Source organism: Ectothiorhodospira shaposhnikovii, assembly GCF_022227765.1.
In the GTDB taxonomy this organism is placed as follows: domain Bacteria; phylum Pseudomonadota; class Gammaproteobacteria; order Ectothiorhodospirales; family Ectothiorhodospiraceae; genus Ectothiorhodospira.
In genome coordinates this window covers 26180-50855 of the sequence record NZ_JAJMLZ010000010.1, presented here as the reverse complement: position 1 = coordinate 50855, position 24676 = coordinate 26180, and the positions used below count along the sequence as shown (strand labels likewise).

21 protein-coding genes are annotated in these 24676 nt (G+C 65.4%); 13 read left to right on the top strand and 8 right to left on the bottom strand.

Annotation, left to right across the window (positions count from 1 at the left end; translation table 11 throughout):
* The first annotated feature begins 72 nt into the window (after positions 1 to 72).
* Entirely contained in the window at positions 73 to 801 is a 729-nt protein-coding gene (locus LQD11_RS13620; RefSeq protein ID WP_238618034.1) for a DUF4197 domain-containing protein, read from the top strand.
* Positions 802 to 906: 105 nt separating this feature from the next.
* On the opposite strand, the gene LQD11_RS13615 is transcribed toward LQD11_RS13620, so the two are convergent.
* Positions 907 to 2889: an acetoacetate--CoA ligase gene (locus LQD11_RS13615; RefSeq protein WP_238618033.1), complete on the bottom strand. Its 1983-nt coding sequence runs from the start codon at positions 2887 to 2889 to the stop codon at positions 907 to 909.
* 187 nt (positions 2890 to 3076) lie between these two features.
* Between LQD11_RS13615 and LQD11_RS13610 the strand changes: the two genes are divergently transcribed.
* Both LQD11_RS13610 and LQD11_RS13605 read left to right on the top strand, forming a co-directional pair.
* Positions 3077 to 4333 (top strand): hypothetical protein, encoded by a 1257-nt coding sequence (locus LQD11_RS13610; RefSeq protein WP_238618032.1) that lies wholly within the window; start codon positions 3077 to 3079, stop codon positions 4331 to 4333.
* Positions 4334 to 4394: 61 nt separating this feature from the next.
* On the top strand, positions 4395 to 5243 hold the full coding sequence (locus LQD11_RS13605) for a class I SAM-dependent methyltransferase (protein ID WP_238618031.1): 849 nt from the start codon (positions 4395 to 4397) through the stop codon (positions 5241 to 5243).
* 7 nt (positions 5244 to 5250) lie between these two features.
* Here LQD11_RS13605 and LQD11_RS13600 read toward each other — a convergent pair whose 3' ends face one another.
* The 7 genes from LQD11_RS13600 to LQD11_RS13570 form a co-directional block, all read right to left on the bottom strand.
* A complete protein-coding gene (locus LQD11_RS13600; RefSeq protein WP_238618030.1) occupies positions 5251 to 6159 on the bottom strand; it encodes a hydroxymethylglutaryl-CoA lyase in 909 nt (302 codons plus the stop codon).
* Positions 6156 to 6629 carry a MaoC family dehydratase gene (locus tag LQD11_RS13595; RefSeq protein WP_238618029.1) on the bottom strand — a complete coding sequence of 158 codons (474 nt, stop codon included), beginning with the start codon at positions 6627 to 6629 and terminating at the stop codon, positions 6156 to 6158. Before LQD11_RS13595 ends, LQD11_RS13600 begins: the two co-directional genes overlap by 4 nt.
* A 3-nt stretch (positions 6630 to 6632) precedes the next feature.
* The gene (locus tag LQD11_RS13590) at positions 6633 to 8639 is read right to left on the bottom strand and encodes an acetyl/propionyl/methylcrotonyl-CoA carboxylase subunit alpha (RefSeq protein WP_238618028.1); all 2007 of its coding nucleotides are present in this window, start codon (positions 8637 to 8639) and stop codon (positions 6633 to 6635) included.
* Positions 8640 to 8665: 26 nt separating this feature from the next.
* The gene (locus tag LQD11_RS13585) at positions 8666 to 9469 is read right to left on the bottom strand and encodes an enoyl-CoA hydratase/isomerase family protein (RefSeq protein WP_238618027.1); all 804 of its coding nucleotides are present in this window, start codon (positions 9467 to 9469) and stop codon (positions 8666 to 8668) included.
* Between the two features lie 17 nt (positions 9470 to 9486).
* Positions 9487 to 11094: a carboxyl transferase domain-containing protein gene (locus LQD11_RS13580; protein ID WP_238618026.1), complete on the bottom strand. Its 1608-nt coding sequence runs from the start codon at positions 11092 to 11094 to the stop codon at positions 9487 to 9489.
* A gap of 53 nt (positions 11095 to 11147) precedes the next feature.
* Positions 11148 to 12314, bottom strand: a complete 1167-nt coding sequence (locus LQD11_RS13575; protein WP_238618025.1) for an isovaleryl-CoA dehydrogenase — start codon at positions 12312 to 12314, stop codon at positions 11148 to 11150.
* Between the two features lie 177 nt (positions 12315 to 12491).
* The gene (locus LQD11_RS13570; RefSeq protein ID WP_238618024.1) at positions 12492 to 12998 is read right to left on the bottom strand and encodes a MerR family transcriptional regulator; all 507 of its coding nucleotides are present in this window, start codon (positions 12996 to 12998) and stop codon (positions 12492 to 12494) included.
* A 272-nt stretch (positions 12999 to 13270) separates the two neighbouring features.
* Here LQD11_RS13570 and LQD11_RS13565 point away from each other — a divergent pair, with 272 nt between their 5' ends.
* From LQD11_RS13565 to LQD11_RS13520, 10 genes are all read left to right on the top strand, one after another.
* Positions 13271 to 14965 carry an AMP-binding protein gene (locus LQD11_RS13565; RefSeq protein ID WP_238618023.1) on the top strand — a complete coding sequence of 565 codons (1695 nt, stop codon included), beginning with the start codon at positions 13271 to 13273 and terminating at the stop codon, positions 14963 to 14965.
* Between the two features lie 167 nt (positions 14966 to 15132).
* Positions 15133 to 15936, top strand: a complete 804-nt coding sequence (locus LQD11_RS13560; protein ID WP_238618022.1) for an ABC transporter ATP-binding protein — start codon at positions 15133 to 15135, stop codon at positions 15934 to 15936.
* Positions 15926 to 17905 (top strand): AMP-dependent synthetase/ligase, encoded by a 1980-nt coding sequence (locus tag LQD11_RS13555; protein ID WP_238618021.1) that lies wholly within the window; start codon positions 15926 to 15928, stop codon positions 17903 to 17905. The genes LQD11_RS13560 and LQD11_RS13555 overlap by 11 nt, the downstream gene beginning before the upstream one ends.
* Before the next feature lie 3 nt (positions 17906 to 17908).
* Positions 17909 to 18796, top strand: a complete 888-nt coding sequence (locus LQD11_RS13550; RefSeq protein ID WP_238618020.1) for a branched-chain amino acid ABC transporter permease — start codon at positions 17909 to 17911, stop codon at positions 18794 to 18796.
* A gap of 5 nt (positions 18797 to 18801) precedes the next feature.
* The gene (locus LQD11_RS13545) at positions 18802 to 19875 is read left to right on the top strand and encodes a branched-chain amino acid ABC transporter permease (protein WP_238618019.1); all 1074 of its coding nucleotides are present in this window, start codon (positions 18802 to 18804) and stop codon (positions 19873 to 19875) included.
* Positions 19876 to 19921: 46 nt separating this feature from the next.
* Positions 19922 to 21169 (top strand): ABC transporter substrate-binding protein, encoded by a 1248-nt coding sequence (locus LQD11_RS13540; protein ID WP_238618018.1) that lies wholly within the window; start codon positions 19922 to 19924, stop codon positions 21167 to 21169.
* 78 nt (positions 21170 to 21247) lie between these two features.
* Positions 21248 to 22084 carry an ABC transporter ATP-binding protein gene (locus LQD11_RS13535; protein ID WP_238618017.1) on the top strand — a complete coding sequence of 279 codons (837 nt, stop codon included), beginning with the start codon at positions 21248 to 21250 and terminating at the stop codon, positions 22082 to 22084.
* A gap of 32 nt (positions 22085 to 22116) precedes the next feature.
* The gene (locus tag LQD11_RS13530; RefSeq protein ID WP_238618016.1) at positions 22117 to 22929 is read left to right on the top strand and encodes a universal stress protein; all 813 of its coding nucleotides are present in this window, start codon (positions 22117 to 22119) and stop codon (positions 22927 to 22929) included.
* Positions 22930 to 22941: 12 nt separating this feature from the next.
* Positions 22942 to 23694 carry an electron transfer flavoprotein subunit beta/FixA family protein gene (locus LQD11_RS13525; RefSeq protein WP_090202321.1) on the top strand — a complete coding sequence of 251 codons (753 nt, stop codon included), beginning with the start codon at positions 22942 to 22944 and terminating at the stop codon, positions 23692 to 23694.
* 14 nt (positions 23695 to 23708) lie between these two features.
* The gene (locus LQD11_RS13520; protein ID WP_238618015.1) at positions 23709 to 24650 is read left to right on the top strand and encodes an electron transfer flavoprotein subunit alpha/FixB family protein; all 942 of its coding nucleotides are present in this window, start codon (positions 23709 to 23711) and stop codon (positions 24648 to 24650) included.
* Positions 24651 to 24676 lie beyond the last annotated feature (26 nt).

Sequence of the window (24676 nt, the reverse complement as noted above, 5' to 3'; positions counted from 1 at the left end):
ACTTTCGTGGTATTCCGGCCGAATCCTTGTGACGGCATTATCGCCGGGACCACAACAGATGGGAGATGTTCGATGTTGAAAATCCAACCTCAGGGGGTGATCGCAGCCCTGCTGCTGTCCCTGTGTCTGCCAATCCACGCCCAGACCGACTGGGGTGAACGTCTTCGCCGTGCCTTGCCGGCCAGTGATGCCCAGGCCCCGGCATCGGGACAGGAGGCGGGCCTCAGGGATCTGCTCAACACCAGCAGCGACCATGCGGTTTCCACGGCCGGGCAACAGGGTGGATTCCTGGACAACCCCGGGATCCGGATTCCGTTGCCGGGTATCTTGAAGGATGCCCAGGGGCTGTTGAGTGGTCTGGGCCTCTCGCAGCAACTGGATGATCTGGAGACCGCCATCAATGCGGCGGCGGAACGGGCCGCGCCGGCGGCACGCCCCATCCTGGCGGAAGCCGTCCGGGACCTGCGTTTTGAGGATGTGCAACCGATTCTGGGGTCTGCTGACGGCGCGACCCGTCATCTGCGGGATCGCCAAGGGGAACGGGTCGCCCAGGCCCTGTTGCCCGAAACCCGCCACGCCCTGCGGGAGACCGGCGCCACCCAGGCCCTGTCCAGTCTCATCGACCATATCGGCACCCGTCTGCCGGGGATATCGGCGCTGCGGGATTTCGATCTCGATACCTATGTGAACGACCAGACCGTGGCCGGCCTGTTCGATCTGATGGCCGAGCGCGAGGGCATGATCCGGGAGGATCCGATGGGACAGGGCGGCCAGATGCTCAGGGGATTGTTCGGGCGTTGACATGGCCATCCCGGGGCGGGTCAGCCCCCGATCCGGGCGGCGATTGCTTCGCCCAGGGTGCGGGCGGCCGGTCGTCCCCATCGGTGAGCGCATGTGATCCGAGGGTCAGGCCAGTAACCGGGCCTCCCGCAGCACGTCTGCCATTTGTTCCAGCGCCTCCGGGTTGGCCAGGGCGCCGGTGTTTTCCCTCATCTCCGCGCCCTGAAACATCCTTGCCACCGCCAGTTCCACCTTCTTGCCGCTGCGTGTGTAGGGGATCTGGGGTACGGCCAGGATCCGTGCCGGGACGTGTCGAGGACTGGCGTTGGTGCGGATGCGGGTGCGGATGGTCCGTTCCAGTTCCGCTGTCAGGGGCTGATCCGGGGCCATGACCACGAACAGAATGACTTGCACGTCCCCCTCCGGGTCCGGCGCCCCCACTACCAGGCTGTCCAGGATTTCCGGAATGGTCTCCACCTGGCGGTAGATCTCCGCGGTGCCGATCCGGACGCCGCCGGGGTTGAGGGTGGCATCGGAGCGGCCGTGAATGATGGCGCCGCCGTGGGTGGTGAACTGGATGAAGTCCCCGTGGGCCCAGACGCCGGGGAACTGTTCGAAATAGGCACTCCGGTAACGACTGCCGTCGGGATCGTTCCAGAATCCCACCGGCATGCAGGGCAGGGGCTTGAGGCAGACCAGTTCCCCCCGTTCCGGGCCGGCATCACTGCCGTCCGAGAGAAAGGCATGGGCATCCACCCCCAGTTGTGCGCACTGAATCTCGCCCCGGCGCACCGGCAGCAGAGGGCTGCCGCCGACAAAGCAGCCGCAAATGTCCGTGCCGCCGGAGATGGAGGCCAGCATCAGATCCTTCTTGACACCGTGATAGACCCAGTCGAAGTCCTCCGCCAGCAAGGGGGAGCCGGTGGAGAAGATCACCCGCAGGGCGGACAGATCATGGCTTCTGCCGGGAATGAGTTCCAGCTTGCGGCAGTTGCCCAGGAACCGGGCGCTGGTGCCGAAGTGGGTGACGCCTTCCTCGGCCGTCAGATCCCACAGCCGGTTCATGTCGGGGTGGCCGGGCGAGCCGTCGAACAGCACCAGTCTGGCGCCGGTCAGCAGGCCGGACGCGAGCCAGTTCCACATCATCCAGCCAGTGGTGGTGAAATAGAAAAAGCAGTCATCGGGACCGATGTCCCCGTGCAGCAGCAGTTCCTTGCTGTGGTTGAGCAGCATGCCGGCAGCGCCGTGAACGATGCATTTGGGCACGCCGGTGGTGCCGGATGAATACAGGATATAGACCGGCTGATCCGGCGGCCCCTGCACGAACACCGGTTCGGCGTCGGCATGGACGGCCATGATCTCCTCCCAGCTCAGGAAACGGTCATCCTCCGGGTGGCCCAGCTCCGGCACGATGGGCAGGGAAATCACGCCGGCCAGGGTCGGCAGGCCCGCGGCCAGATCCAGGTTCTGCTGCCTGCGATCAAAGCACTTGCCGTTATACCGGTAGCCGTTGGCGGCCAGGAGCACCTTGGGTTCGATCTGGCCGAAGCGATCCAGAATCGCCGCGGTGCCGAAGTCGGGAGAAGCGGAACTCCAGATGGCCCCCATGCCGGTGGCCGCCAGCATCCCCACCAGGGCCTCATGGGTATTGGCCACCACGCCGGCCACCCGGTCCCCCGGTTCGACCCCCTGGGATTTGAGCGCGGCCTGCAGGGCGGCCACCCGTGCCAGCAGTCCGGCCCGGCTCAGCCGTAGGGCAGGGCGGGATTCGCTGACTTCCGTGATCACTTCCCGGTCATCGGGCTGGTCGATGACGTGGCGCAACAGGTTCTGGGCAAAATTCAGCCGTGCCCCCGGAAACCACCGGGTACCGGGCATGGCGGGGTGGTCAAGGACATGCTCGTAAGGCCGACTGGCGCGAACCTGGGTGAAGCGCCAGATGCTCTCCCAGAAGGCCTCCAGGTGTTCCACGGACCAGCGGTGCAGCGCCGGGTAGTCCGGGAAATGGCCGTAGCCTGTCTGCGCCAGCCAGGCCTGGTAGCGGGCCATCCCGCTCTCCTTCAGTTCACGTGTTCCCGGTTGCCAAAGGATTTCAGCCTGAGTCGCCATGATGTCTCTCCGCGGACCTTGTGGGTGGTGCAATGCTGATTGGGTCTCAAGGTTACCGTTTACGTCAAGGAAAATAAATATTGACGTTACCGTAAACGTAATCTAGTTTTAGTCGGTGCCCGGCGTCTTGCGACCGGAGCACCCAGACAAGAATCACCACCAAAGAAAGTGATGGGAGGAGTCAATGATGGGTATCAGACCCAGCCACCTTGCGTTGGCCGGCCTTCTGGCCGTGCCCGGCGCCCAGGCCGTGGAATACAAGTTCAATGGCGACATCGATGTGCGCGGTTTTGATCGCAGTATGGCCACCGGGGGCAACCAGAACGGTTTTGAGCAGCGTCTGCGTCTGCGCACGGACATCCGCATCCAGGACGGGGTGAGCGTGCATGCGGGCGTCAATCTGATCAACGACACCTGGCGGGGGGACACTTCGGGTGATCTGAAAGATCTTCAGCAGAACCAACCCTTCACCGACGGCCGGGATCACCGCACCGTGACCCTGGACTACGGCTATGTCAGTGTGCCTCTGGGGGAGGGCTGGCAGCTCCGGGCGGGCCGGCAGATTGCCAACTGGAACTTCGGCATCACCGTGGCGGACGACCGACGTGACCGCATCATCCTGCTGGGGCCGGTGGCCGACGGGGTGACCTTCCTGGTGGGCGCGGACCAGCGTCGCAAGAAGACCCTGGATGACAACAAGGACGACGGTTACCTGCTCTATACCGGCCTGACCGGCCGCAACAGCGGCTGGGCCTGGGGGGCGCTGCTGGGCTACTACCTGGGGGATGATGAGAAGGATGCCACAGGGGACTACGAATCGGATCGGTTCTACAACGTGCGCGGCGGCACCCTGATCTCCCCCTGGGTCCAGGGCAAGGTGGGCGAGGTGGAACTGACGGCCGGTGCCCACTATCTGGGCGGTGGGGATGCCCTGTTCACCAATGACACCTACGCAGGATTTGTGCGCGGCGGTTTTGACGTCACCCCCGCCTTCAAGCTGGAAGGTCAGTATTTCTTCAACCTCAATGGCTCTCTGATCGAGCCCGGGTTCGACAGCTTCTCCAGCCTGATTCACAGCAGCCCCCGCCACGATGCCACCGCCACCCGGATCGACGCCCTGAGCATGTCCGGGCTGGGGAAGGGAGCCAGGGAGTTCGAGGGAGTTCGACGGGACTTCGACCGTCATCTGATTGCGGTCCGTGGCACTTTCAGTCCCAGCGACAGCTGGCAGCTCAAGCTGGCCGCCGGTTGGGTGCAGTATGACGGTCTGGCACGGGATCTGAACCAGTCCGAGGATGTGGTATTCGGTGATATCCAGCTCCACTACCATGTCACCCAGTCCACTCGTCTTTGGGCCACCTACGGCTTTGCCGATACCGCCGATCTGCTGCCCGACCGGGACAGCGTCAACGCGGTGAGCCTCAATTTGCAGACGCGATTCTGATCGCGGGCCATCCTTCGGGGAGCCGAACGGCTCCCCTTTTTTCGTAATGGATTTGATAGAGATGGACTTGCAACCACCGGACCCTGCCGGCTCCCTTGCCTCACGCTACGCCCCGTCGGGGCTTGAACAGATCCTGCGTCAAGCCCTGATCCAGGCTGGGCTGAACCCGGATCGACTCGCCTGCGATGATGTCGCCGCCATCGATCAACTTCATGTGGGCGGACGGGCGGCCAGTCGTCGGCTGGCGGACCGGGCGGGTTTTTCCCAAGCTGAGCGGGTGCTGGATCTGGGCTGCGGCACCGGGGGCACGACCCGTCTGCTGGCCCATGACCATGGGCTGCGGGTCACCGGCCTGGATATCACGCCGGATTTCGTGTCCACCGGCCGGTGGCTCAGTCGCGCCACCGGGCTGGCCGCCAGGACTGATTTTGTTCACGGCGATGCCCAATGCCTGCCCTTTGCCATGGCCACCTTTGATGCGGTCTGGGCACAGCATGTGTTCCTGAACGTGCCGGACCTGCCGCAAGCACTGGATGAGATCGTCCGGGTGCTGCGTCCCGGCGGGCGACTGCTGATCCATGAAGTGGTGGCAGGGTCGGGGGAGGGGGCGTTGCAGTTACCCGTGCCCTGGGCGGACCTGCCCCGGCACAGCCATCTGCCGGACCTGGCAACCCTGAAAGCGCGGCTGGAGACGATCGGACTGCGTCCCCTGTTCATGGAGGATATCAGCGAGCAGGCGCTGCAATGGCGCCGCAAGCACACGGGCCGTGAGGCCCGGGGCGAGTCCGGGGCGCTGAACCCGTCACTGATCTTCGGCGAACGCTTTTTCGTGATGGGTCGCAACGTGATGGAGAACCTGGCGGCCGGTCGGATCCGGATCATTCAGGGCGGGTGGGAGCGCGCCGGCTGACCAGTCTTCAGATATCACAAGGCGCCATGGCGCGGGCCACTCGCGAGTTCACGGGCCGTCCCAACTGTCCGCAGATCCAGTGGGCTGTTTCCACCAGGGTCGCCAGGTCCACCCCGGTGTCGATACCCATGCCGTGCAGCATGTAGACCACGTCCTCGGTGGCCACATTGCCCGAGGCGCCCCGGGCATAGGGGCAGCCCCCCAGGCCCGCCACCGAGGTGTCGATGGTGCGGATGCCCAGTTCCATGACGGCGTAGAGATTGGCCAGGGCCTGGCCGTAGGTGTCATGGAAATGGGCCGCCAGCTGCGCCATGGGCACGACCTCGGCCACCCGCTCCACCATGCGACGGGCCTTGAGGGGGGTGCCGGTGCCGATGGTGTCTCCCAGAGAGATCTCATGGCAGCCCATGGCATGGAGGCGCGCCGCCACCCGGGCCACGGCCTCCGGCGGGATCTCGCCCTCATAGGGACAGCCCAGGGTGCAGGAGACGTAGCCCCGTACCGGGATGTCCAGCGCCCTGGCCCGTTCCATCACCGGGGCAAAACGGTCCAGACTGTCGTCGATGCCGCAGTTGATGTTCTTGCGGGAAAAACTTTCCGAGGCCGCGGCAAAGACCGCCACGTCCCTGGCGCCCGCGGCCACGGCGGCCTCCAGACCCTTGAGGTTCGGCGCGAGGACCGGATAGCGCACCCCGGGTCGGGGTGCCAGGGCGGTCATGATCTCTCCATGGTCCGCCATCTGGGGCACCCATTTTGGGGAAACGAAGGCGGTGGCCTCGATCCAGGTCAGGCCCGCGTCGGCCAGGCGCTCGATGAGGCTCAGTTTGACGGCCGTGGGAATGGTGCCCGGTTCGTTCTGCAGGCCGTCCCGGGGACCAACCTCCACCAGACGCACTGACGATCCGGACAGGTTCATCGGGCGATCTCCCCGTCGCGGGCGCGCACCAGCACGCTGGGCTGGAGTTCGACCACCACTTCGTCATACTGGTTGATGCCGGTCCACTGCACCCTCACCACCCCCCAGCCGGGCCGGGATTCCCGTGGGCGGGCCTCCAGGATCTTCAGATGCAGTCGGATGCGATCACCGGGGCGAACCGGCTTGGCGAAGCGAATGCCTTCCACCCCCACGCCGATCTGGCCTTCCGCCAGGGGCATGCCGGAGCGCACCGCCAGGGCGGTCATCACGCCGATGGTGTGCCAGCCACTGGCCACCAGACCGCCGAACAGGGTGTGACGGGCGGCCTCCGGGTCCACGTGGTGGGGCTGGGGGTCGAATTCCCGACCGAAGCGGATGATGTCCGCCTCGGTCATGGTGGTGGCCTCGGTCTCGAAGCACATGCCGGGACTCAGGTCTTCCAGATAATAGGGGGTCGTGATGGGTGCCATGGGTCATTCTCCCTGGCGAATGGTCAGGAGCTGGGCGCCTTCGGTCACCTGTTCGCCTTCGCTGTAGTTCACGCTGTCGACGATGCCGTCGGTGAGGGCGCTGATCTGATACTCCATCTTCATGGCCTCCAGCACCATGAGGGGATCGCCTTCCCGTACCACGTCACCCGGCTTCACATGGACGGCGACCACCAGGCCCGGCATGGGGGCCATCAGGCTGCCTTCCTGGATCTCGTCGTCCATGCCCGCCGCCAGGGGATCATGGATCACCAGGTCACGGGTGTGACCCGCCATGAAGACACTCAGACGGCGTCCTTCCTGCAACACCCAGGCATCCTGATGCACGCCGTCCACCTGCATGCGCAGGCGACCATCGGGCTGCAGATCGCCCTGGACCCAGTGTTCACCCTGTCCCAGGTCCAGGCGAAAGCCCGTGTCCAGATAGTGGGCCACCACCTTGAGATCCCGGTCTCGGGCCGAGTCGAAAAAGTGCAGGGTGCGGTGGCTGTCGGTGTTCAGGCGCCAGCCGGTGGTGGCATGCCATGGGGAGGTGATGTCGCCGGACTGACGCGCTCGCTCCCGGGCCGCCTGCTCCACTCGAAGCAGTTCATGCAGGGTGGCGGCACAGAGCTGTCCGTCATTGATCGGTGGTACCGGCGGCAGCAGGTCGGCCCGGTGGGTGTCGATGAAGCCGGTATCGATCCGTGCCTCGGCAAAGGCCGGATGGCGGGCCAGGCGGGACAAAAAACCCACATTGGTGGTGGTGCCCACGACGATGAAGGACTCCAGGGCCGTGGCCAGGCGGCGCAGGGCGGTCTCCCGGTCCTGATCCCAGACCACCAGCTTGGCGATCATGGGGTCGTAGTGAACGCTGATCTCGTCGCCTTCCTGTACGCCGGTATCGATGCGCACGTGCCGGCTCGACGGCGGGGTGCGCAGGTGGCCGATGGTGCCGGTGGCGGGCAGGAAATCCCGATCTGCGTCCTCGGCATAGATGCGGGCCTCGAAGGCATGCCCCCGGATGGCCAGGTCAGCCTGTTCGCAGGGCAGAGGGTGACCGGCGGCCACCCGCAGTTGCCAGGCCACCAGGTCCTGGCCGGTGATCATCTCGGTGACCGGGTGCTCCACCTGCAGGCGGGTGTTCATTTCCATGAAATAGAATTCGCCGCGACTGTCCATGATGAATTCCACGGTGCCGGCGCCCACGTAGCCGATGGCGCGGGCGGCGGCAATGGCCGCTTCGCCCAGCTGGTGCCGACGCGCCTGATCCAGGCCGGGGGCGGGCGCTTCCTCGATGACTTTCTGATGTCGCCGTTGCACCGAGCAGTCCCGTTCGAACAGGTGGACCACCCGGCCCTGGCTGTCCGCAAAGACCTGGACTTCCACGTGGCGGGGTTGGAGCAGGTATTTTTCCACCAGCACCCGGTCATCGCCGAAGGCGGAGCGGGCCTCGCGCCGGGCCGCTTCCAGGGCCTCGCGAAACCGGTCCGGATCATCCACCCGTCGCATCCCCTTGCCGCCGCCGCCGGCGGAGGCCTTGATCAGGACCGGATAGCCGATCCGTGCGGCCACGTCGGCCAGCAGGGCAGGGGACTGATCGTCGCCGTGATACCCCGGCACCAGGGGCACGCCGGCGGCTTCCATGATCGCCTTGGCGGCACTCTTGGAGCCCATGGCCTCGATGGCCCCCACCGGGGGACCGATGAAAACGATGCCGGCCTCGTCGCAGGCGCGGGCAAAATCGGCGTTCTCGGACAAAAACCCATAGCCGGGATGGATCGCCTGGGCGCCGCTGCGTCGGGCCGCCTCCAGGATGCGGGGGATGTTCAGGTAGCTATCTCGGGCCGGTGCCGGGCCGATGGGCCAGGCCTCGTCGCAGGCCTTGACGTGCATGGCCTCCCGGTCCGCCTCCGAATAGACGGCCACGGTACGAATCCCCAACTCGCGGCAGGTACGGGCAATGCGGCAGGCGATCTCGCCCCGGTTGGCAATCAGTATCTTGTGGAACATGCTCGATTCCCTGCGGTTGGGGGCCATCAGGCCGGGTCGGAGGGGCACCAGGCGGGCTGCCGTTTTTCCAGGAAGGCACCCAGGCCCTCCTGGGCTTCCCGACCGGCCCGGATGCGGGCGATGCGCCCGGCGGTCTCGGTCACCAGGGCGGCGTCGATGGGGCGATGGCTCACGTCCCGGACCAGGGCCTTGGCGGCGGCCATGGCCTCGGGGCCGTTGCGACGGATCTGGTTCAGGGTCTGGAGGATCTGTGCATCCAGGGCGGCCTCGTCCGCCAGCACCTGATGGATCAGGCCGATGCGCGCGGCCTCCCGGGCATCGATGCGCTCCGCGGTGATGAAGTAGCGCCGGGCCTGGCGTGCCCCCATGGCCTCGATCACGTAGGGGGAAATGGTGGCCGGGATCAGGCCGAGGCGAACCTCCGAGAGGCAGAAATGGGCCTGCTCCGTGGCCAGGGCCAGATCGCAGGCGGCCACCAGGCCCACGCCGCCGCCCAGGGCGGCGCCATGGACCCGGGCGATGGTCGGCGGGTCCATGCGATAGAGGGTATCCATGAGATCCCCCAGGGCCTGGGCATCCGCCAGGTTTTCCGCCTCGGTGTAGTGGGCCATGCGCTTCATCCAGCCGATGTCGGCGCCGGCGGAAAAACTTTTGCCGGCGCCTGCCAGCACCACGGCGCGTACCGCCGGCGACGCCGATACCCGGCGCAGGGCCTCGGTGAGGTCCCGGATCAGGGCGTCGTCGAAGGCGTTGTGCCGCTCGGGACGGTTGAGGGTGATCCAGGCGATGTCGTCCCGGATCTCGCAGGTCAGGGCTGAGGTGTCGGGCATGAAAGGGCTCCTTGCGACTACATGCGGAACAGGCCGAAGCGGGTCTCGCGGATGGGGGCATTCAGGCTGGCGGAAATACCCAGCCCCAGCACCATGCGGGTATCCGCCGGATCAATGACGCCGTCATCCCAGAGCCGGGCGGTGGCGTAATAGGGGTGGCCCTGGCGTTCGTACTGCTCGCGGATGGGGGTCTTGAACCGTTCCTCTTCGTCGCGGGTCCAGGTTTCGCCGCGACGTTCCAGGGTATCCCGCTTCACCTGGGCCATCACGTTGGCCGCCTGTTCGCCGCCCATGACGGAGATGCGGGCATTGGGCCACATCCACAGGAAGCGGGGCGAATAGGCGCGGCCGCACATGCCGTAGTTGCCGGCGCCGAAACTGCCGCCGATCAGGACGGTGAACTTGGGTACCTGGGCGCAGGCGACGGCGGTGACCATCTTGGCGCCGTCCTTGGCGATGCCGCCGGACTCGTACTTGCGTCCCACCATGAAGCCGGTGATGTTCTGCAAAAATACCAGGGGAATGCCCCGCTGGCTGCACAGCTCGATGAAATGGGCGCCCTTGAGGGCCGATTCGGAAAACAGCACCCCGTTGTTGGCGACGATGCCCACCGGGTAACCGTGGATATGGGCAAAGCCGCAGACCAGGGTGGTGCCGTAGAGGGCCTTGAATTCGTCCAGCTCGGAGCCGTCGACGATGCGGGCGATCACCTCGCGCACGTCGTAGGGCTTGCGGCTGTCGGCGGGGATGATGCCGCCGATCTCGGCCGGATCGTACAGGGGGGGGCGGGTGGGGCGAATGTCCATGTCCACCCGCTTGCAGCGATTGAGGCGACCGACGCTGCGGCGCGCCAGCCCCAGGGCATGGGCGTCGTTGAGGGCGTAATGGTCCGTGACCCCGGAGACGCGGGAATGCACATCGGCCCCGCCCAGTTCCTCGGCGCTGACCACCTCCCCGGTGGCCGCCTTCACCAGCGGCGGCCCGGCCAGGAAGATGGTGCCCTGTTCCTTGACGATGATGCTTTCCTCGGCCATGGCGGGCACGTAGGCGCCGCCGGCGGTACAGGAACCCATCACCACCGCGATCTGGGGAATGCCCTGGGAGGACATCACGGCCTGGTTGTAGAAGATGCGACCGAAGTGATCCCGGTCCGGAAAGACCTCGTCCTGGCTGGGCAGGTTGGCACCGCCGGAGTCCACCAGATAGATGCAGGGCAACCGGTTCTGCCGGGCGATCTCCTGGGCCCGCAGATGCTTCTTGAGGGTCATGGGGTAATAGGTGCCGCCCTTCACCGTGGCGTCATTGGCCACGATCATGCACTCCTGGCCGCAGACCCGGCCGATACCGGCGATGAGGCCGGCGGACGGCACTTCATCGTCGTACATCCCCAGGGCCGCCAGTTGGGACAGTTCCAGGAACGGGGAGCCTGGGTCCAGCAGGACCTGGATGCGTTCCCGAGGCAGCAGCTTGCCCCGGGACAGATGCCGGTCCCGGGCCCGTTCGCTGCCCCCCTGGGTGATGCGGGCCACCCGGGATCGCAGATCTTCCACCAGAGCGCCCATGGCGGCCTGGTTGGCGGCAAACTCCCCGGATCGGGTGTCGATCTTGCTCTTGATGACGTTCATGATGGTCCCTGACTCCCCTGTGCTGGCGTCCCCGACGATGGGCTGAAGCAGGTTCAGCGGGTTTCCTTGAACAGTTCGCGGCCGATCAGCATGCGCCGGATCTCCGAGGTGCCGGCGCCGATCTCGTAGAGCTTGGCATCCCGCAGCAGGCGCCCGGTGGGGTATTCGTTGATATAGCCGTTGCCGCCCAGGCACTGGATCGCCTCAAGGGCCATCCAGGTGGCCTTTTCGGCGGCAAAGAGGATGGCGCCGGCGGCATCCTTGCGGGTGGTCTCGCCCCGGTCGCAGGCCCGGCCCACCGCATAGACATAGGCCCGGGAGGCATTGAGGCTGGTGTACATGTCCGCCAGCTTGGCCTGCATGAGCTGGAATTCGCCGATGGCCTGGCCGAACTGCTTGCGTTCGTGCACGTAGGGGATGACCACGTCCATGCAGGCGGCCATGATCCCCAGGGGGCCGGCGGCCAGCACCGCCCGTTCATAATCCAGGCCGGACATCAGTACCTTCACCCCTTCGCCTTCCTTGCCCAGGATGTGGTCCGCCGGGATCTCGCAGTCCTCGAAGATCAGTTCGCAGGTGTTGGAACCGCGCATGCCCAGCTTGTCCAGTTTCTGCGCGGTGGAAAAGCCCTTCATGCCCCGTTCCACGATGAAGGCGGTGATTCCCCGGGGGCCGGCATCGGGGTCGGTCTTGGCGTAGACCACCAGGGTGCTGGCCTCGGGGCCGTTGGTGATCCACATCTTGTTGCCGTTGAGGATATAGCGGTCGCCTTCCTTGCGTGCCCGCAGGCGCATGCCGACCACGTCGGAACCGGCGCCCGGCTCGGACATGGCCAGGGCGCCCACATGCTCGCCGGTCATCAGTTTGGGCAGGTACTTGCGCTTTTGCGCCTCGGTGCCGTTGAGCTTGATCTGGTTCACGCACAGGTTGGAATGGGCGCCGTAGGACAGGGCCACCGAGGCCGAGGCCCGGGAGATCTCCTCCATGGCCACCATGTGGGCCAGATACCCCATACCGGTGCCGCCGTATTCCTCGCCTACCGTGATGCCCAGCAGGCCCATTTCACCCAGCTTGGGCCACAGATCCTGGGGGAACTGGTTCTCCCGGTCGATATCCGCCGCCCGCGGGGCAATCTCGGCGGCGGCGAACTCGGCCACCGCATCCCGCAGCATGTTGATTTCCTCGCCCAGGGCAAAGTCCAGCGTGGGGAAATGGCTCATGGAAAGTCCCTCTGTGTTGGGTGGTTGTGATGGAGCTTAAATTCCGTTGACGTAAACGTCAATATTTGGGCGTAAGTATTTTACGGAAAGGTTAAATCTGGCCGAGATGAGGGCGGAAAAGGGGGGGCGGCACCGGGCGCGGTGCCGTTGCCGGTGGGCCGGGAGGGCTTCCCGGCGTCAGTTCGCCACAGAGTCCTGCTGGGTGGCGGCCGTCGGATCGCGACGTGTCGGTCGGCGGGCGGCGGCATTCTGGTCTTTTGCCTTGCGCTGCTCCTGCTGTGCCAGCAACTGCTCGCAATGGGCATAGGACTGATCCAGTTCCCGCAGGGTCTCTTCCAGGTCTGCCCGCTGGCGGATCAGGTGCTGGCGCTTTTCTTCCAGCACCGAGAGGTAATAGCGCAGTTGCTGGGACTCGCCATGGGCTTCGTCATAGAGATTGAAGGTCTCGCGGATCTCGGCCAGGGTGAAGCCCAGGCGCTTGCCACGGAGGATGAGCTTGAGCCGGGCCCGGTCCCGGCGGCGGTAGAGGCGCTTGGAGCCGATGCGAACCGGGCTGAGCAGGCCTTCGTCCTCGTAGAAGCGGATGGCGCGGGTGGTGACGTCGAATTCCTTCGCCAGTTCACCGATGGTGTAGGTGGTGCCGTTGAGGTCGTGTTCCCGGATGGTCGGCTGGGGTTCGCTCATGATGTTTTCCCATGGGTTATGGAGGCTTCCTGGCTGTGGTGTCGCCGCGTGGGTCCTGATTTGGACCCGCTGGACTCGATCAGGTTTCCGTTTACGGAATATTCTACGCAATTGCCAACTTGCCTGCATGGGTTTTGTGCACTGCACATAGAAACCCCAGTGGAATCATGGAAAAAATAGTTGACGTAGACGTAAACGGTAACTAGATTAGCCATAACTTCATAACCAGATCGACGTCAACCGAAACGTCGGCGCTCCGGAGGAAGGAGATCATGAGTCAGCCTGACCGCAGTTATGTGCAGGGCAAGGGGGGGGAGCCGCTCCAGGGTACCACCGTGGGGGAACGGTTGCGCCTGCTGGCGACCAGCCACCCCGAGGGCCCGGCCCTGGTGGACTGTGCCCACGGTGTCCGCCTGAGCTGGAAGGCGATGGATGTCGCGGTGGACCGGCTGGCCGCCGCCTTGCTGGGGCTGGGTCTGCAGCCGGGGGACCGGATCGCCATCTGGATGATGAACCGGAGTGAATGGACTCTGACCCAACTGGCCGCGGCGCGCCTGGGCATGATCTCGGTGAACATCAATCCCGGCGTGCGCAAGGCGGAGTTGCAGCGTTTCCTGAACCTGGTGCAGGCGCGGGCCCTGGTGACCCAGGATGCGTTCAAGACCAGTGACTACATCCGGATGCTCCAGGAACTGCTGCCGGAACTGGCCGAGGCCGAAAGCGGCATCCTGAACGCCGTCGCCGTTCCGTCACTGCGCCGCGTGATCCGGGTGGGGGAGGCGAGCACCCCCGGCATGCTCGATTTCACCAGGCTCATGGAGGGTGACGTCGACCCGGAGGCCCTGGCCGAAGTGGCGGCCCTGGCCGCCCGGGTGGAGATGGATGATCCCGTGAACATCCAGTTCAGCAACGCCATGGGCGGCGAGCCCGCCGGCACCACGCTGACCCACCACAACATCATCAATAACGGCTACATGGTTGGGCAGACCCTGCGCCTGGGGGCGGATGACCGGGTCTGCATCCCGGTCCCCCTGTTCCACTGCTTCGGCATGGTGATGGGCAACATGGCTTGCCTGGGACATGGAGCGACTATGGTTTATCCCGGCGAGGCCTTCGATCCGCTGGACACCCTCAAGGCCGTGGCCGGCGAGCGATGCACCGCCCTCTACGGGGTGCCCGCCATGTTCAAGGCCATGCTCGACCATGAACGGTTCGCCGATTTTGATCTGGCTTCCCTGCGCACCGGGATCATGGCTGGGGCGCCCTGTCCACCGGACACCATGGATCAGGTGATGCGCCTGATGCACATGGATCAGGTCACCATCGGCTACGGCATGACCGAATCCTCTCCCATCTCCTTCATGAGCGACGTGAATGACCCGGTGGAGCGGCGCCTCAACACCGTCGGCACCATTCGCCCCCACGTGGAGGCCAAGGTCATCGACAGCGAGGGCCGCATCGTCCCCAGAGGGGGCACCGGCGAGCTGTGCGTGCGGGGGTACAACGTCATGCGCGGGTACTGGGACGATCCGGAGCTGACCCGGCGGGTGGTGGATGCCGCCGGCTGGTTGCATACCGGCGACCTGGCCCGGATCGACGAGGAGGGTTACTGCCGCATCGTCGGCGGGGTCAAGGACATGATCATTCGCGGCGGCGAGAACATCTACCCCCGGGAGATCGAGGATTTCCTGCGCACCCATCCTGGGATCCGGGATGCGGTGGTGGTGGGCATTCCCGATGACCGACTGGGGGAGGTGGTCTGCGCCTGTGTGGAACTTGGGTCCGGGGTATCGCTCACGGAGGCGGAGGTCAAGGACTTCTGCAAGGGGCAGATCGCCCATTTCAAGATTCCCCTGCATGTGCGTCTCTATGAGGCATTTCCCCGCAGTACGGGGCGCGCGCTCAAGTTCATGCTGCGTGACGAGGCCCTGGCGGCGCTGGGCATCCCCGCGCCGCCGGCGACCTGAAGGCGGCCCGGCCCCGCCGCGAGCATGCAAGGGGGCTGATCACGGAAACAGCGACCGGTACCGAGCCGCCCCGGCGGCCACGGGCCGGCTACGGCCCATCAACGCAACACACCGCCGGCAGCCTGGCCGCCGGCAGTCAAGATCACCAGGCATCGGGAGGGTAAGGCGTGACACAGACTCAGCATGACGCCGACCAGGACATCGTACTGGAATGCGACCAGGTGAATCGCTGGTTCGGCGGTCTTCAGGCACTCAAGGGCATCTCCCTGTCGGTACGCAAGGGAGAGATCTTCGGACTGGTCGGACCCAACGGCTCGGGCAAGACCACCCTGGTCAATGCCATCACCGGCTTCTATCCGCCCCAGCAGGGCCAGATCCGCTTTCTGGGTGAACCCATCAACGGACTCAAGCCCCATTGCATCGCCCAGAAGGGCATCGCCCGCACCTTTCAGAACGTGGCCCTGTTCCGGGGCCTGAGTGTGTTGGACAACATCCTGTTGGGCCGTCACATCTTCATGCGTCCCAGCATCATGGCCTCCCTGTTCTACTGGTGGTGGGCGCAGAAGGAGGAAGTGGCGCACCGGGTCAAGGTGGAGGAAATCATCGATCTGCTGCAGTTGGAGAGCGTGCGGGACGAACCCGTGGATGTGATCCCCCTGGGGATGCAGAAGCGCGTGGAACTGGCCCGCGCCCTCTGTGCCGAGCCCCGTTTCCTGGTGCTGGACGAGCCCATGGCCGGCATGAACCAGGAAGAAAAGGAGTACATGGTGCGCTTCATCCTGGATGCCCGGGAGGCCATGGGTACCACCATGCTGCTGATCGAGCATCACATGGACGTGGTCACCGCCATCTGCAACCGGGCCGTGGTGCTCAACAACGGCGAGAAGATCGCCGAAGGCCCCACCCGCGAAGCCATCAATGATCCTGCCGTCGTCACGGCCTATATCGGGAAGGTCAAAGATGCTGCCTGAAAAGATACATCAGAATCTGGAGAGCTCCAGGGCCATGCACCCTGGCTGGCAGGATCAGGACCACCTGATCCGGCAGCTGGTGAACAATGCCCGCGACCATGGTGACCAGGTCGCCCTGCGGGAGCGGGACCGGGGCATCTGGCAGGAATATACCTGGCAGGATTACCTGGAACGGGTCATGGCCCTGGCCGCCGGTCTGGAGACACTGGGGATCGGTCCGGGGGACCGGGTCCTGGTGGTGGGGGACAACCGGCCGGCACTGTATTTCGGCATGCTGGCGGCGGTGACCCTGCGGGCTGTGCCGTCCCCGGCCTACCCGGACACCAATCCCCAGGAAATCCAGTCCCAGATGGAGGCGGAGTCCATCCGTTGTGCCCTGGTGGAGGACCAGGAGCAGGTGGACAAGCTGCTGGGCATCCGCGCCGCCGGCTACGGCCATCTGGATCACATCCTGTTCGATGACCCCCGGGGTCTCAAGGACAAGGAACCCCGGGGTGCGCTGGCCCTGGAAGACCTGCTGGCTCGGGGCCGCGCCCGACTGGAACGGGAGCCGAACCTGGCCCGGGACCTGCAGTCCCGGCCCTCGGTCCATGACACGGCGGTGCTGCTGCACTCCTCGGGTACCACCGGTGCCCCCAAGGGCATTCCCCTCAAGCATGGGCACATCCTCTCGGGGGTGCGCAATGCCTCCCAGGCCGGATATTTCCGCGAAGGCGAGGTGCACATGGCCTACCTGCCCATGGCCTGGGTGGGTGACTTCATCTTCACCATCGGCGCCGCCCTGGTACTGCGTTTCTGCGTCAATATCCCCGAGCGCCAGGAAACCGCCCTGCATGATCTGCGGGAAATCGCCCCTACCCTGTACTTCGGTTCGCCCCGGGCCTGGTCCAACATGCTCACCCGCATCCAGGTGGGGATCAGTGAATCCACCGGCCTCAAGCGTCGCCTCTATCACCATTTCATGCCCTTTGCGGTGGAACTGGAACGGCGTCGGCTGGAGGGCAGGGCGCCCACGGCGGTCGAGCGTGTCTGGCGCGCCGTGGGGGAGGTGCTGATCTTCGGCCCCCTCAAGGATCAGCTGGGACTGGCCCGGGTGGAGCGGCCCTATACCGCCGGCGAGGCCATGGGGGAGGACGTGTTCCTGTTCTTCCGCGCCCTGGGCCTCAACTTGCGCCAGTTCTACGGCCAGACCGAGAACTGTGCCCTGTGCGTGGCTCAGCCACCGGATTCCATCAGCCTGCACACCGCAGGTCGACCCTTCCCCGGGGTGGAACTGAAGATCAGCGACGATGGCGAGATCCTGGTGCGTTCCGACAACATCTTCGACGGTTACTTCAACAATCCCGAGGCCACCGCCGAGACCCTCCAGGACGGCTGGATGCATACCGGGGACGCGGGCTATCTGGAGGAGGACGGTCAGCTGGTGGTACTGGGCCGAGTGTCCGAGGTGGTATACACCCGGGGTGGCGAGCGGTTCATCCCCACCTACGTGGAGAACCGGCTCAAGTTCAGTCACTACATCAAGGATGCCTGCATCCTGGGCAAGGATCGGGACTATCTGGCCGCCCTGATCGTTATCGACATCGACGCGGTGGGGCACTGGGCGGAGGAAAACGGGGTGGCCTACACCTCCTTCGCCGACCTGTCCCAGAAGCCCCAGGTCTACGAACTGGTGCGCAAGGAGGTGGCCCATGTGAACGGAGTGCTGCCCGAGGCCCTGGCAATCCAGCGCTTTGTCAATCTGCACAAGGAGTTCGACCCGGACGACGGCGAGGTGACCCGGACCCGCAAGCTGCGGCGCAAGGTCATCGACGCCCACTACGCCCCCATCATCGAATCCCTCTACGACGGCCGCGGCGCCATCGAGTTCGAGGCAAGAATCAGTTACGAAACCGGCGAGTCCGGCACCCTCAAGCGCCACCTGGCGGTGGCGGACGTGACCGGTGCCCGGCTGGCGGAGGAGGTGTGACCCATGGATTTCCAGTTCCTGATCGAATTGACCATCAACGGGGCGCTGACCGGGCTCATGTACAGCCTGGTGGCCCTTGGCATCGTGCTCATCTACAAGTCCTCGGGGGTGCCCAATCTGGCCCAGGGGGCCATGGTGATGATCGCCGCCTATCTGGTGTGGATCTTTGCCGGCCTGCTGGGCACGCCCATCCTGGTGGCCCTCTTCATGGCCCTGGTGGGCATGTTCCTGTTCGGCATGCTCACCGAGCGCTTCCTGCTGCGCAAGATGGTGGGGCAGCCCATCATCATGGTGGTCATGCTCACCCTGGGCCTGGAGAGCCTGTTGCGCGGCATCGGCCCCGGCCTGCTGGGGGCGGCACCCAAGAGTCTGGACCTGGGACTGGACATGATGCCCATCATCATCGGTGACGTGTTCATCAACCGGGAATATCTGGTGGGCGGCCTTATCGGCGCGGCCATGGTGGGCCTGTCCCTGCTGTTCTTCCGCACCCGCCTGGGCACCAAGTTGCGGGCGGTGTCCGACAACCACATCTCCAGCTGGTCCGTGGGCATCTCCGTGGAGCGGGCTGTGGCCATCTCCTGGGGGCTGGCGGGGATCTCCGCGGTGGCCGCCGGGGCCATGTGGGGCTCGGTACAGGGGGTGGACTGGACCCTGACGGCCCTGCTGTTCCCGGCCGTGGCCGTGGTCATCCTGGGCGGTCTGGACAGCATCTACGGCGTTCTCATCGCCGGTCTCATCGTCGGCATCCTGGGCAGCGTGATCCCCGGTTACGTGGACCCGCTGGTGGGTGGCGGCACCCGCGACGTGGTCACTTCCCTGATCATCCTGCTCACCATCATGTTCCGTCCCCACGGCATCTTCGGCCGTGAAGACATCGAGAGGGTCTAAGCGCCATGTTCTATCGACTGTCCGGCATTCACCATACCCGTTACGAGTCGGCGCGTGCCCTCTGGCCCGTGACCGCCGACCGGCGGATCGTCCAGGGATTGTTGCTGCTGGCAGTGGCGGCCCCTTTCCTGCTCTCCGACCTGTATCTGACCAGCTACATGCTGCCCTGGCTGATCTGGACCGCGGCGGCCCTGTCCCTGACCCTGCTGATGGGCGTCGCCGGCCAGCTTCACTTCGGCTTTGCCGCGGTGATGGCCATCGGGGCCTATACCAGCATCCATCTGACCCGGGCCGGGGTGCCCTTCGAACTGGCCCTGCTGGGTGCCGGCCTGATGGCGGCCCTCATCGGTTGCCTGTTCGGGGCGGCGGCCCTGCGGGTGAAGGGGCTCTACCTGGTGATGGCCACCCTGGCCATGCAGTACCTGGTGGAGTGGACCATCATCAACGTGCCGGCCATCTCCGGCGGTGCCCAGGCCACCCTGAGCACCCCGGACGTGACCTTCCTGTTCATCCCGCTCCAGAGTGACGGCGCCCTCTACTACACGGCCTTGCTGTGGACGGTGGTGGTGACGCTGTTGATCATGAACATCAAGCGCAGCAGCTTCGGGCGTGCCCTGGTGGCGGTGCGGGACAAGGATTTTGCCGCCTCGGTGATCGGCGTCAACCCGCTCAAGTACAAGTTGCTGGCCTTCTTCGCCAGTTCCTTCCTGGGCGGTGTGACCGGCGCGGTGCTGGCGTTCTGCTACTACCAGGCGGTGACCCCGGAACAGTTCGGGTTCAACGTCTCCATCCAGCTGGTGGCCATGGTGCTGGTGGGGGGCCTTGGCAGCGTCATCGGTGCCTATCTGGGGGCCGGATTTGTCCTGCTGCTGCCCATCGTGCTCACCAACCTGCTGGCCTTCGTGGCCCAGTTCGACCTGATTCCCATCTCCTTCAATCTGCTGTCGCACATTCCATTGATGGTCTACGGGGCACTGATCATCGGTGTGATTCTGTTCGAGCCCCTGGGACTGGCCAAGATCTACGACAACATCCGCAAGTACTTCCTGGTCTGGCCGTTCCGTCATACCCAGAGCTGATACCAACCAGGCCCCCGGGCCAGATGATGATAATGAGGAGTATGCCATGAAGACATTGCTCAAAGGGCTGGCCGGGGTGGCCGGCGCCATGGCACTGGCGGTGGGAGGGACCGCCAGTGCCGACAAGGAACCGATCAAGTTCGCCCTGTTGCAGGACTTCACCGCCGTCTACACCTTCGTCTCCAGCGAGTACAACCAAGGCCAGCAGGACTACCTGCGCCTGATCAACGAAACCGGCGGCGTCGAGGGTCATCCCATCGAGACCATCATCCGCGACACCGCCAACGAACCCCAGCGGGGTCTGGAGGCCTACAACCGGGCCCGGCGCGAGGGCGCCGTGCTGGTGGACTTCTTCAGCACGCCGGTATCCCGGGCGGCGGTGAACCGGGTACTGCGGGATGAAGTGGTGATGATCACCGCCCTGCACGGGCGCGGCGATGCCTCCCACGGCGAGACCTTCCCCTTCGTCTTTCCCATGATGGCCACCTACTGGTCCCAGGCCACGCTGCTGGCGGACTACATCGACCGTCATCAGGGCGGTCTGGCCAACAAGCGCATCGCCCTGGTGCATATCGACTCGCCCTTTGGTCGCGAACCGTTGCCGGTGCTGCAGGAGCTGGCCCAGCAAAAGGGTTTCCAGCTGCGCAGCTTCGGTTATCCCAGCCCGGGCACTGAACAGTCCGCCACCTGGTCCGATGTGCGTCGCTACCGGCCCGATCATGTGATCATCTGGGGTGCCGGCGGCGGTCAGCAGGTGTCCGTGCGCGAGGCCATTCGTAACGGCATCCGTCCTCAGAACATCCTTTCCGTGGTGTGGCTGTCGGAAACCGATGCCCGAAATGTGGGCGGTAACCACATGAACGGCGTCAAGCGCTTCGAGGCGGTGGCTTCCGGCCGGGAGCCGGCGGTGATCCAGGACATTCTCACTCACGTGGTTGAACCGGGTCTGGGTGCCGGTCCCGCCGCCAATGTGGGATCAAGCTACTACAACATCGGCGTGGCCACCATGGCGGTGGCGGTGGAGGCCGCCCGCCTCGCCATCCGTGAATTCGGCGCGCCCCTGACCGGAGACACCCTGCGTCGCGGCTTTGAAATGATCGAGGGCTTCGATGCCCGCGGCCTGATGCCGCCGGTGACCCTCACCGCCACCGACCACCAGGGCGGCGGTTATGGCCGTGTCTCCCAGTGGAACGGCCAGACCTGGGAACCCCTGACCGACTGGAGCAATGCCTTCCAGGAGATCGTCTGGCACGAGATCGAGAAGGATGCCCAGGGTTTCAGGGACGGCCGCTAGCCCGTGGTCGGCCACCCCGGTGCCGCCGGGGTGGCACTCTCCGGAACCCTCCACCACAGACAGGAAAACGGTGTTCCCATGCTGACATCATCGAATACCGCCGTGCCCCTGCGGGATACGGCCCAGCCCCTGCTTGAACTGAGCAACGTGGAAGTGGTGTATGACCGGGTGTTCCTTGCCATCAAGGGTGTGTCGCTGAAGATCGAGCAGGGGCAGATGATCGCCCTGCTGGGCAGCAACGGCGCCGGCAAGAGCACCACCCTCAAGTCCATCAGCGGTCTGCTGGCACCGGAACGGGGTCTGGTCACCCGCGGCAATCTCTGGTTCAAGGGACAGGACATGCTGCCGCTGACACCGCCCAAAAGGGTGGCCGCCGGTCTTGTCCACGTGCTGGAGGGACGGCGCATCTTCGAGCATCTGACCCCGGAGGACAACCTGCTGGCCGCCTTCCCCCTGCGGGGCAGCCGACAGCGCTATCAGGAACTGCGGGAACAGGTGTTCACCTATTTCCCCCGCCTCAAGGAGCGGGCCCGCACCAAGTCCGGTTACCTCTCCGGCGGTGAACAGCAGATGCTGGCCATCGGCCGGGCCCTGATGACCGAGCCGGACCTGATCATGCTGGATGAACCCAGCCTGGGCCTTTCCCCGCTGCTGGTGCAGGAGATCTTCGAGATCATCCGCAAGATCAACGAGGAACAGGGCATGAGCGTGCTGCTGGTGGAACAGAACGCCACCGCCGCCCTGGCCGTGGTGGACTATGCCTACCTGCTGGAAAACGGTCATGTGGTCATGAGCGGCGAGGCCGCCGTGCTGCGGGAGAATCCGGATGTCCAGGAGTTCTATCTGGGCGGCGCGGGCAAGGTGGATTACCTCAACGTGAAACATTATCGACGCCGCAAGCGCTGGCTTGCCTGAGTCGCGCAACGTCCTCAACAAGGAGTCATGTCATGTCTGCTGCCGTCACCATTCCGCTGGATTCAAGCGTCCGCTCCCAGGCGGCCCTGCGACCGGGGCTGTCACTGGCGGGTCAGCTGGGCCTGCGGGTCCGTCTGGCCTCCGTGGTGTCCCGGGATCAGGATGCCGGCGAACGCAAGGCGCTGTTGCAGAGCATCCTGGCGGCCCGGGGACTCAATGATGCCCTGGTGGAAGTGATCACCCATGCCTCGGTCACCGACGGGGTGATGGAACTCATCAATCAGGACCCGGACTCGCCGGTGGTCATGTCCACCCATGCCCGCGGCCTGGTGGGGGAGGCCGTGGCCGGCAGTGTGGCCAGTCACATGGTACGGAATACGCACCGGCCCCTGCTGTTCACCGGGCCGGAGTTTGCCGAGGAGTGGACCGGCCCGATCCGCACCGTGCTGGTCTGTCTGGATGGTTCGCCTCTGTCCGAGGCCATGTTGCCGGAGGCCGTGTCCTTTGCCCGGGCCATTGGCGCCGACATTCGCCTGATCCAGGTGCTCAAGCCCTCCTTCGGCGTGGGCGGTGGCGCCGACTCCGGGGAATGGGTCTATCTGCGCCGGGTGGCGGACCACATGCCCGAGTTGCACGGCATGTCCGTCAACTGGGATGTGCTTCATGGCAAGGACGTGGCCCAGGCCGTGGTGGAGTATTCCGCCCTCATCAAGGGGGCCGTGATTGCCATGACCACCCATGGTCGTGCCGGTCTGCAGCGGGCGCTCATGGGGAGCTTCGCCCGCGAGGTGGTCCGCGCCGCCCGCTCGCCGGTGCTGGTGATGCGTCCCGAAGACAAATCCTGAAGGAGAATGCCCATGAAGGTACTGGTACCGGTGAAACGGGTCGTGGATTACAACGTACGGGTGCGCGCCCGCTCGGATGGTTCCGGCGTGGACCTGGCCAATCTGAAGATGTCCATGAACCCCTTTGACGAGATCGCCATGGAAGCGGCCGTGCGCCTGAAGGAGGCGGGGCAGGTGAGCGAGGTGGTGGCGGTGAGTATCGGCACCGATGCCTGCCAGGATGTGCTGCGCACCGCCCTGGCCTTCGGCGCCGACCGGGCGGTTCTGGTACAGACTCCGGAAGCCGCTCTGGAGCCGGTGGTGATCAGTCGCATCCTCAAGGCCATCGTGGATGAAGAAGCGCCACGGCTGGTGCTCATGGGCAAGCAGGCCATCGATGACGACTGCAACCAGACCGCCCAGATGCTGGCGGCCCGTCTGGGCTGGGGGCAGGGCACCTTTGCCTGTCGGCTGGCGTTGGCGGACGGCGAGGCCCGGGTCAGCCGGGAGGTGGACGGCGGGACCCGCACCGTGGCCCTACCGTTGCCGGCGGTAGTCAGCACCGACCTGCGGCTTAACGAACCCCGCTACCTGAAACTGCCCAACATCATGAAGGCCAAGAAAAAACCACTGGACATCAAGCCGCTTGAAAGCCTGGGCGTGAATACGTCCACCGGCATCCGCTGCCTGGGCGTGTCGGAACCGCCGGCACGCAAGCCCGGGGTGCGGGTGGAGAGCGTGGAAGACCTGCTCCATCGGCTCAAGCATGATGCCCAGGTGATTTGAACAGGAGAACAACCATGACAGTCCTGGTAGTGGCGGAACACGATCATAAAATCCTTTCCGATGCCGGTCGCCGGGCGGTGGCGGCGGCGACGGCCCTGGGGGGCGACGTCCGGGTTCTGGTGGCCGGTCATCATTGCGGTGCCGTGGCCGAGGCCGCGGCGCGGTTGCGAGGCGTGACGCAGGTGCTGCTGTGTGATGACCCGCTGTACGCACATCAGCTGGCGGAGCCCCTGGCGGTACTGATCGCCGCCCTGGCCGCCGACCATCAGGCGGTGGTGGCCGCCGCCACCAGTCATGGCAAGGATGTCATGCCCCGGGTGGCGGGCCTGCTGGACGTGGGCCAGGTATCGGACATCACCGCGATTGAGAGCCCCACCGTCTTCCAGCGTCCCATCTATGCGGGCAATGTCATGGCCCGGGTCTGTTGCGAGGAGCCCATCCGGGTGCTGACCATCCGCACCACGGCCTTTGCCCCGGCCCCCGAGGACGGGCAGGCGGAGATCACGGCCATCGCCGCCGGCCCCGATCCGGGCCTGTCCCGGTTCGTGGAGGATGCCATGACCCGCAGCGAACGGCCCGAACTGGGCGCCGCCCGGGTGGTGATCTCCGGTGGGCGGGGCGTCGGCAGTGCGGAGGGCTTTGAGTTGCTGGAGGCGGTGGCCGATGAACTGGGTGCCGCCATCGGTGCCTCCCGGGCGGCGGTGGACGCGGGATTTGTGCCCAACGACTACCAGGTGGGCCAGACCGGAAAGATCGTCGCCCCGGAGCTGTACATCGCCGTGGGCATCTCCGGCGCCATCCAGCACTGGGCCGGAATGAAGGACAGCAAGGTGGTGGTGGCCATCAACAAGGATGAGGAGTGCCCCATGGTGCAGACCGCCGACTACGCCCTGGTGGGGGATCTGTTCGAGATCCTGCCGTCGTTGCGGGACGGACTCAGACAGATGAAGGCCTGACCCGACACCCTGATACGGAGACACCC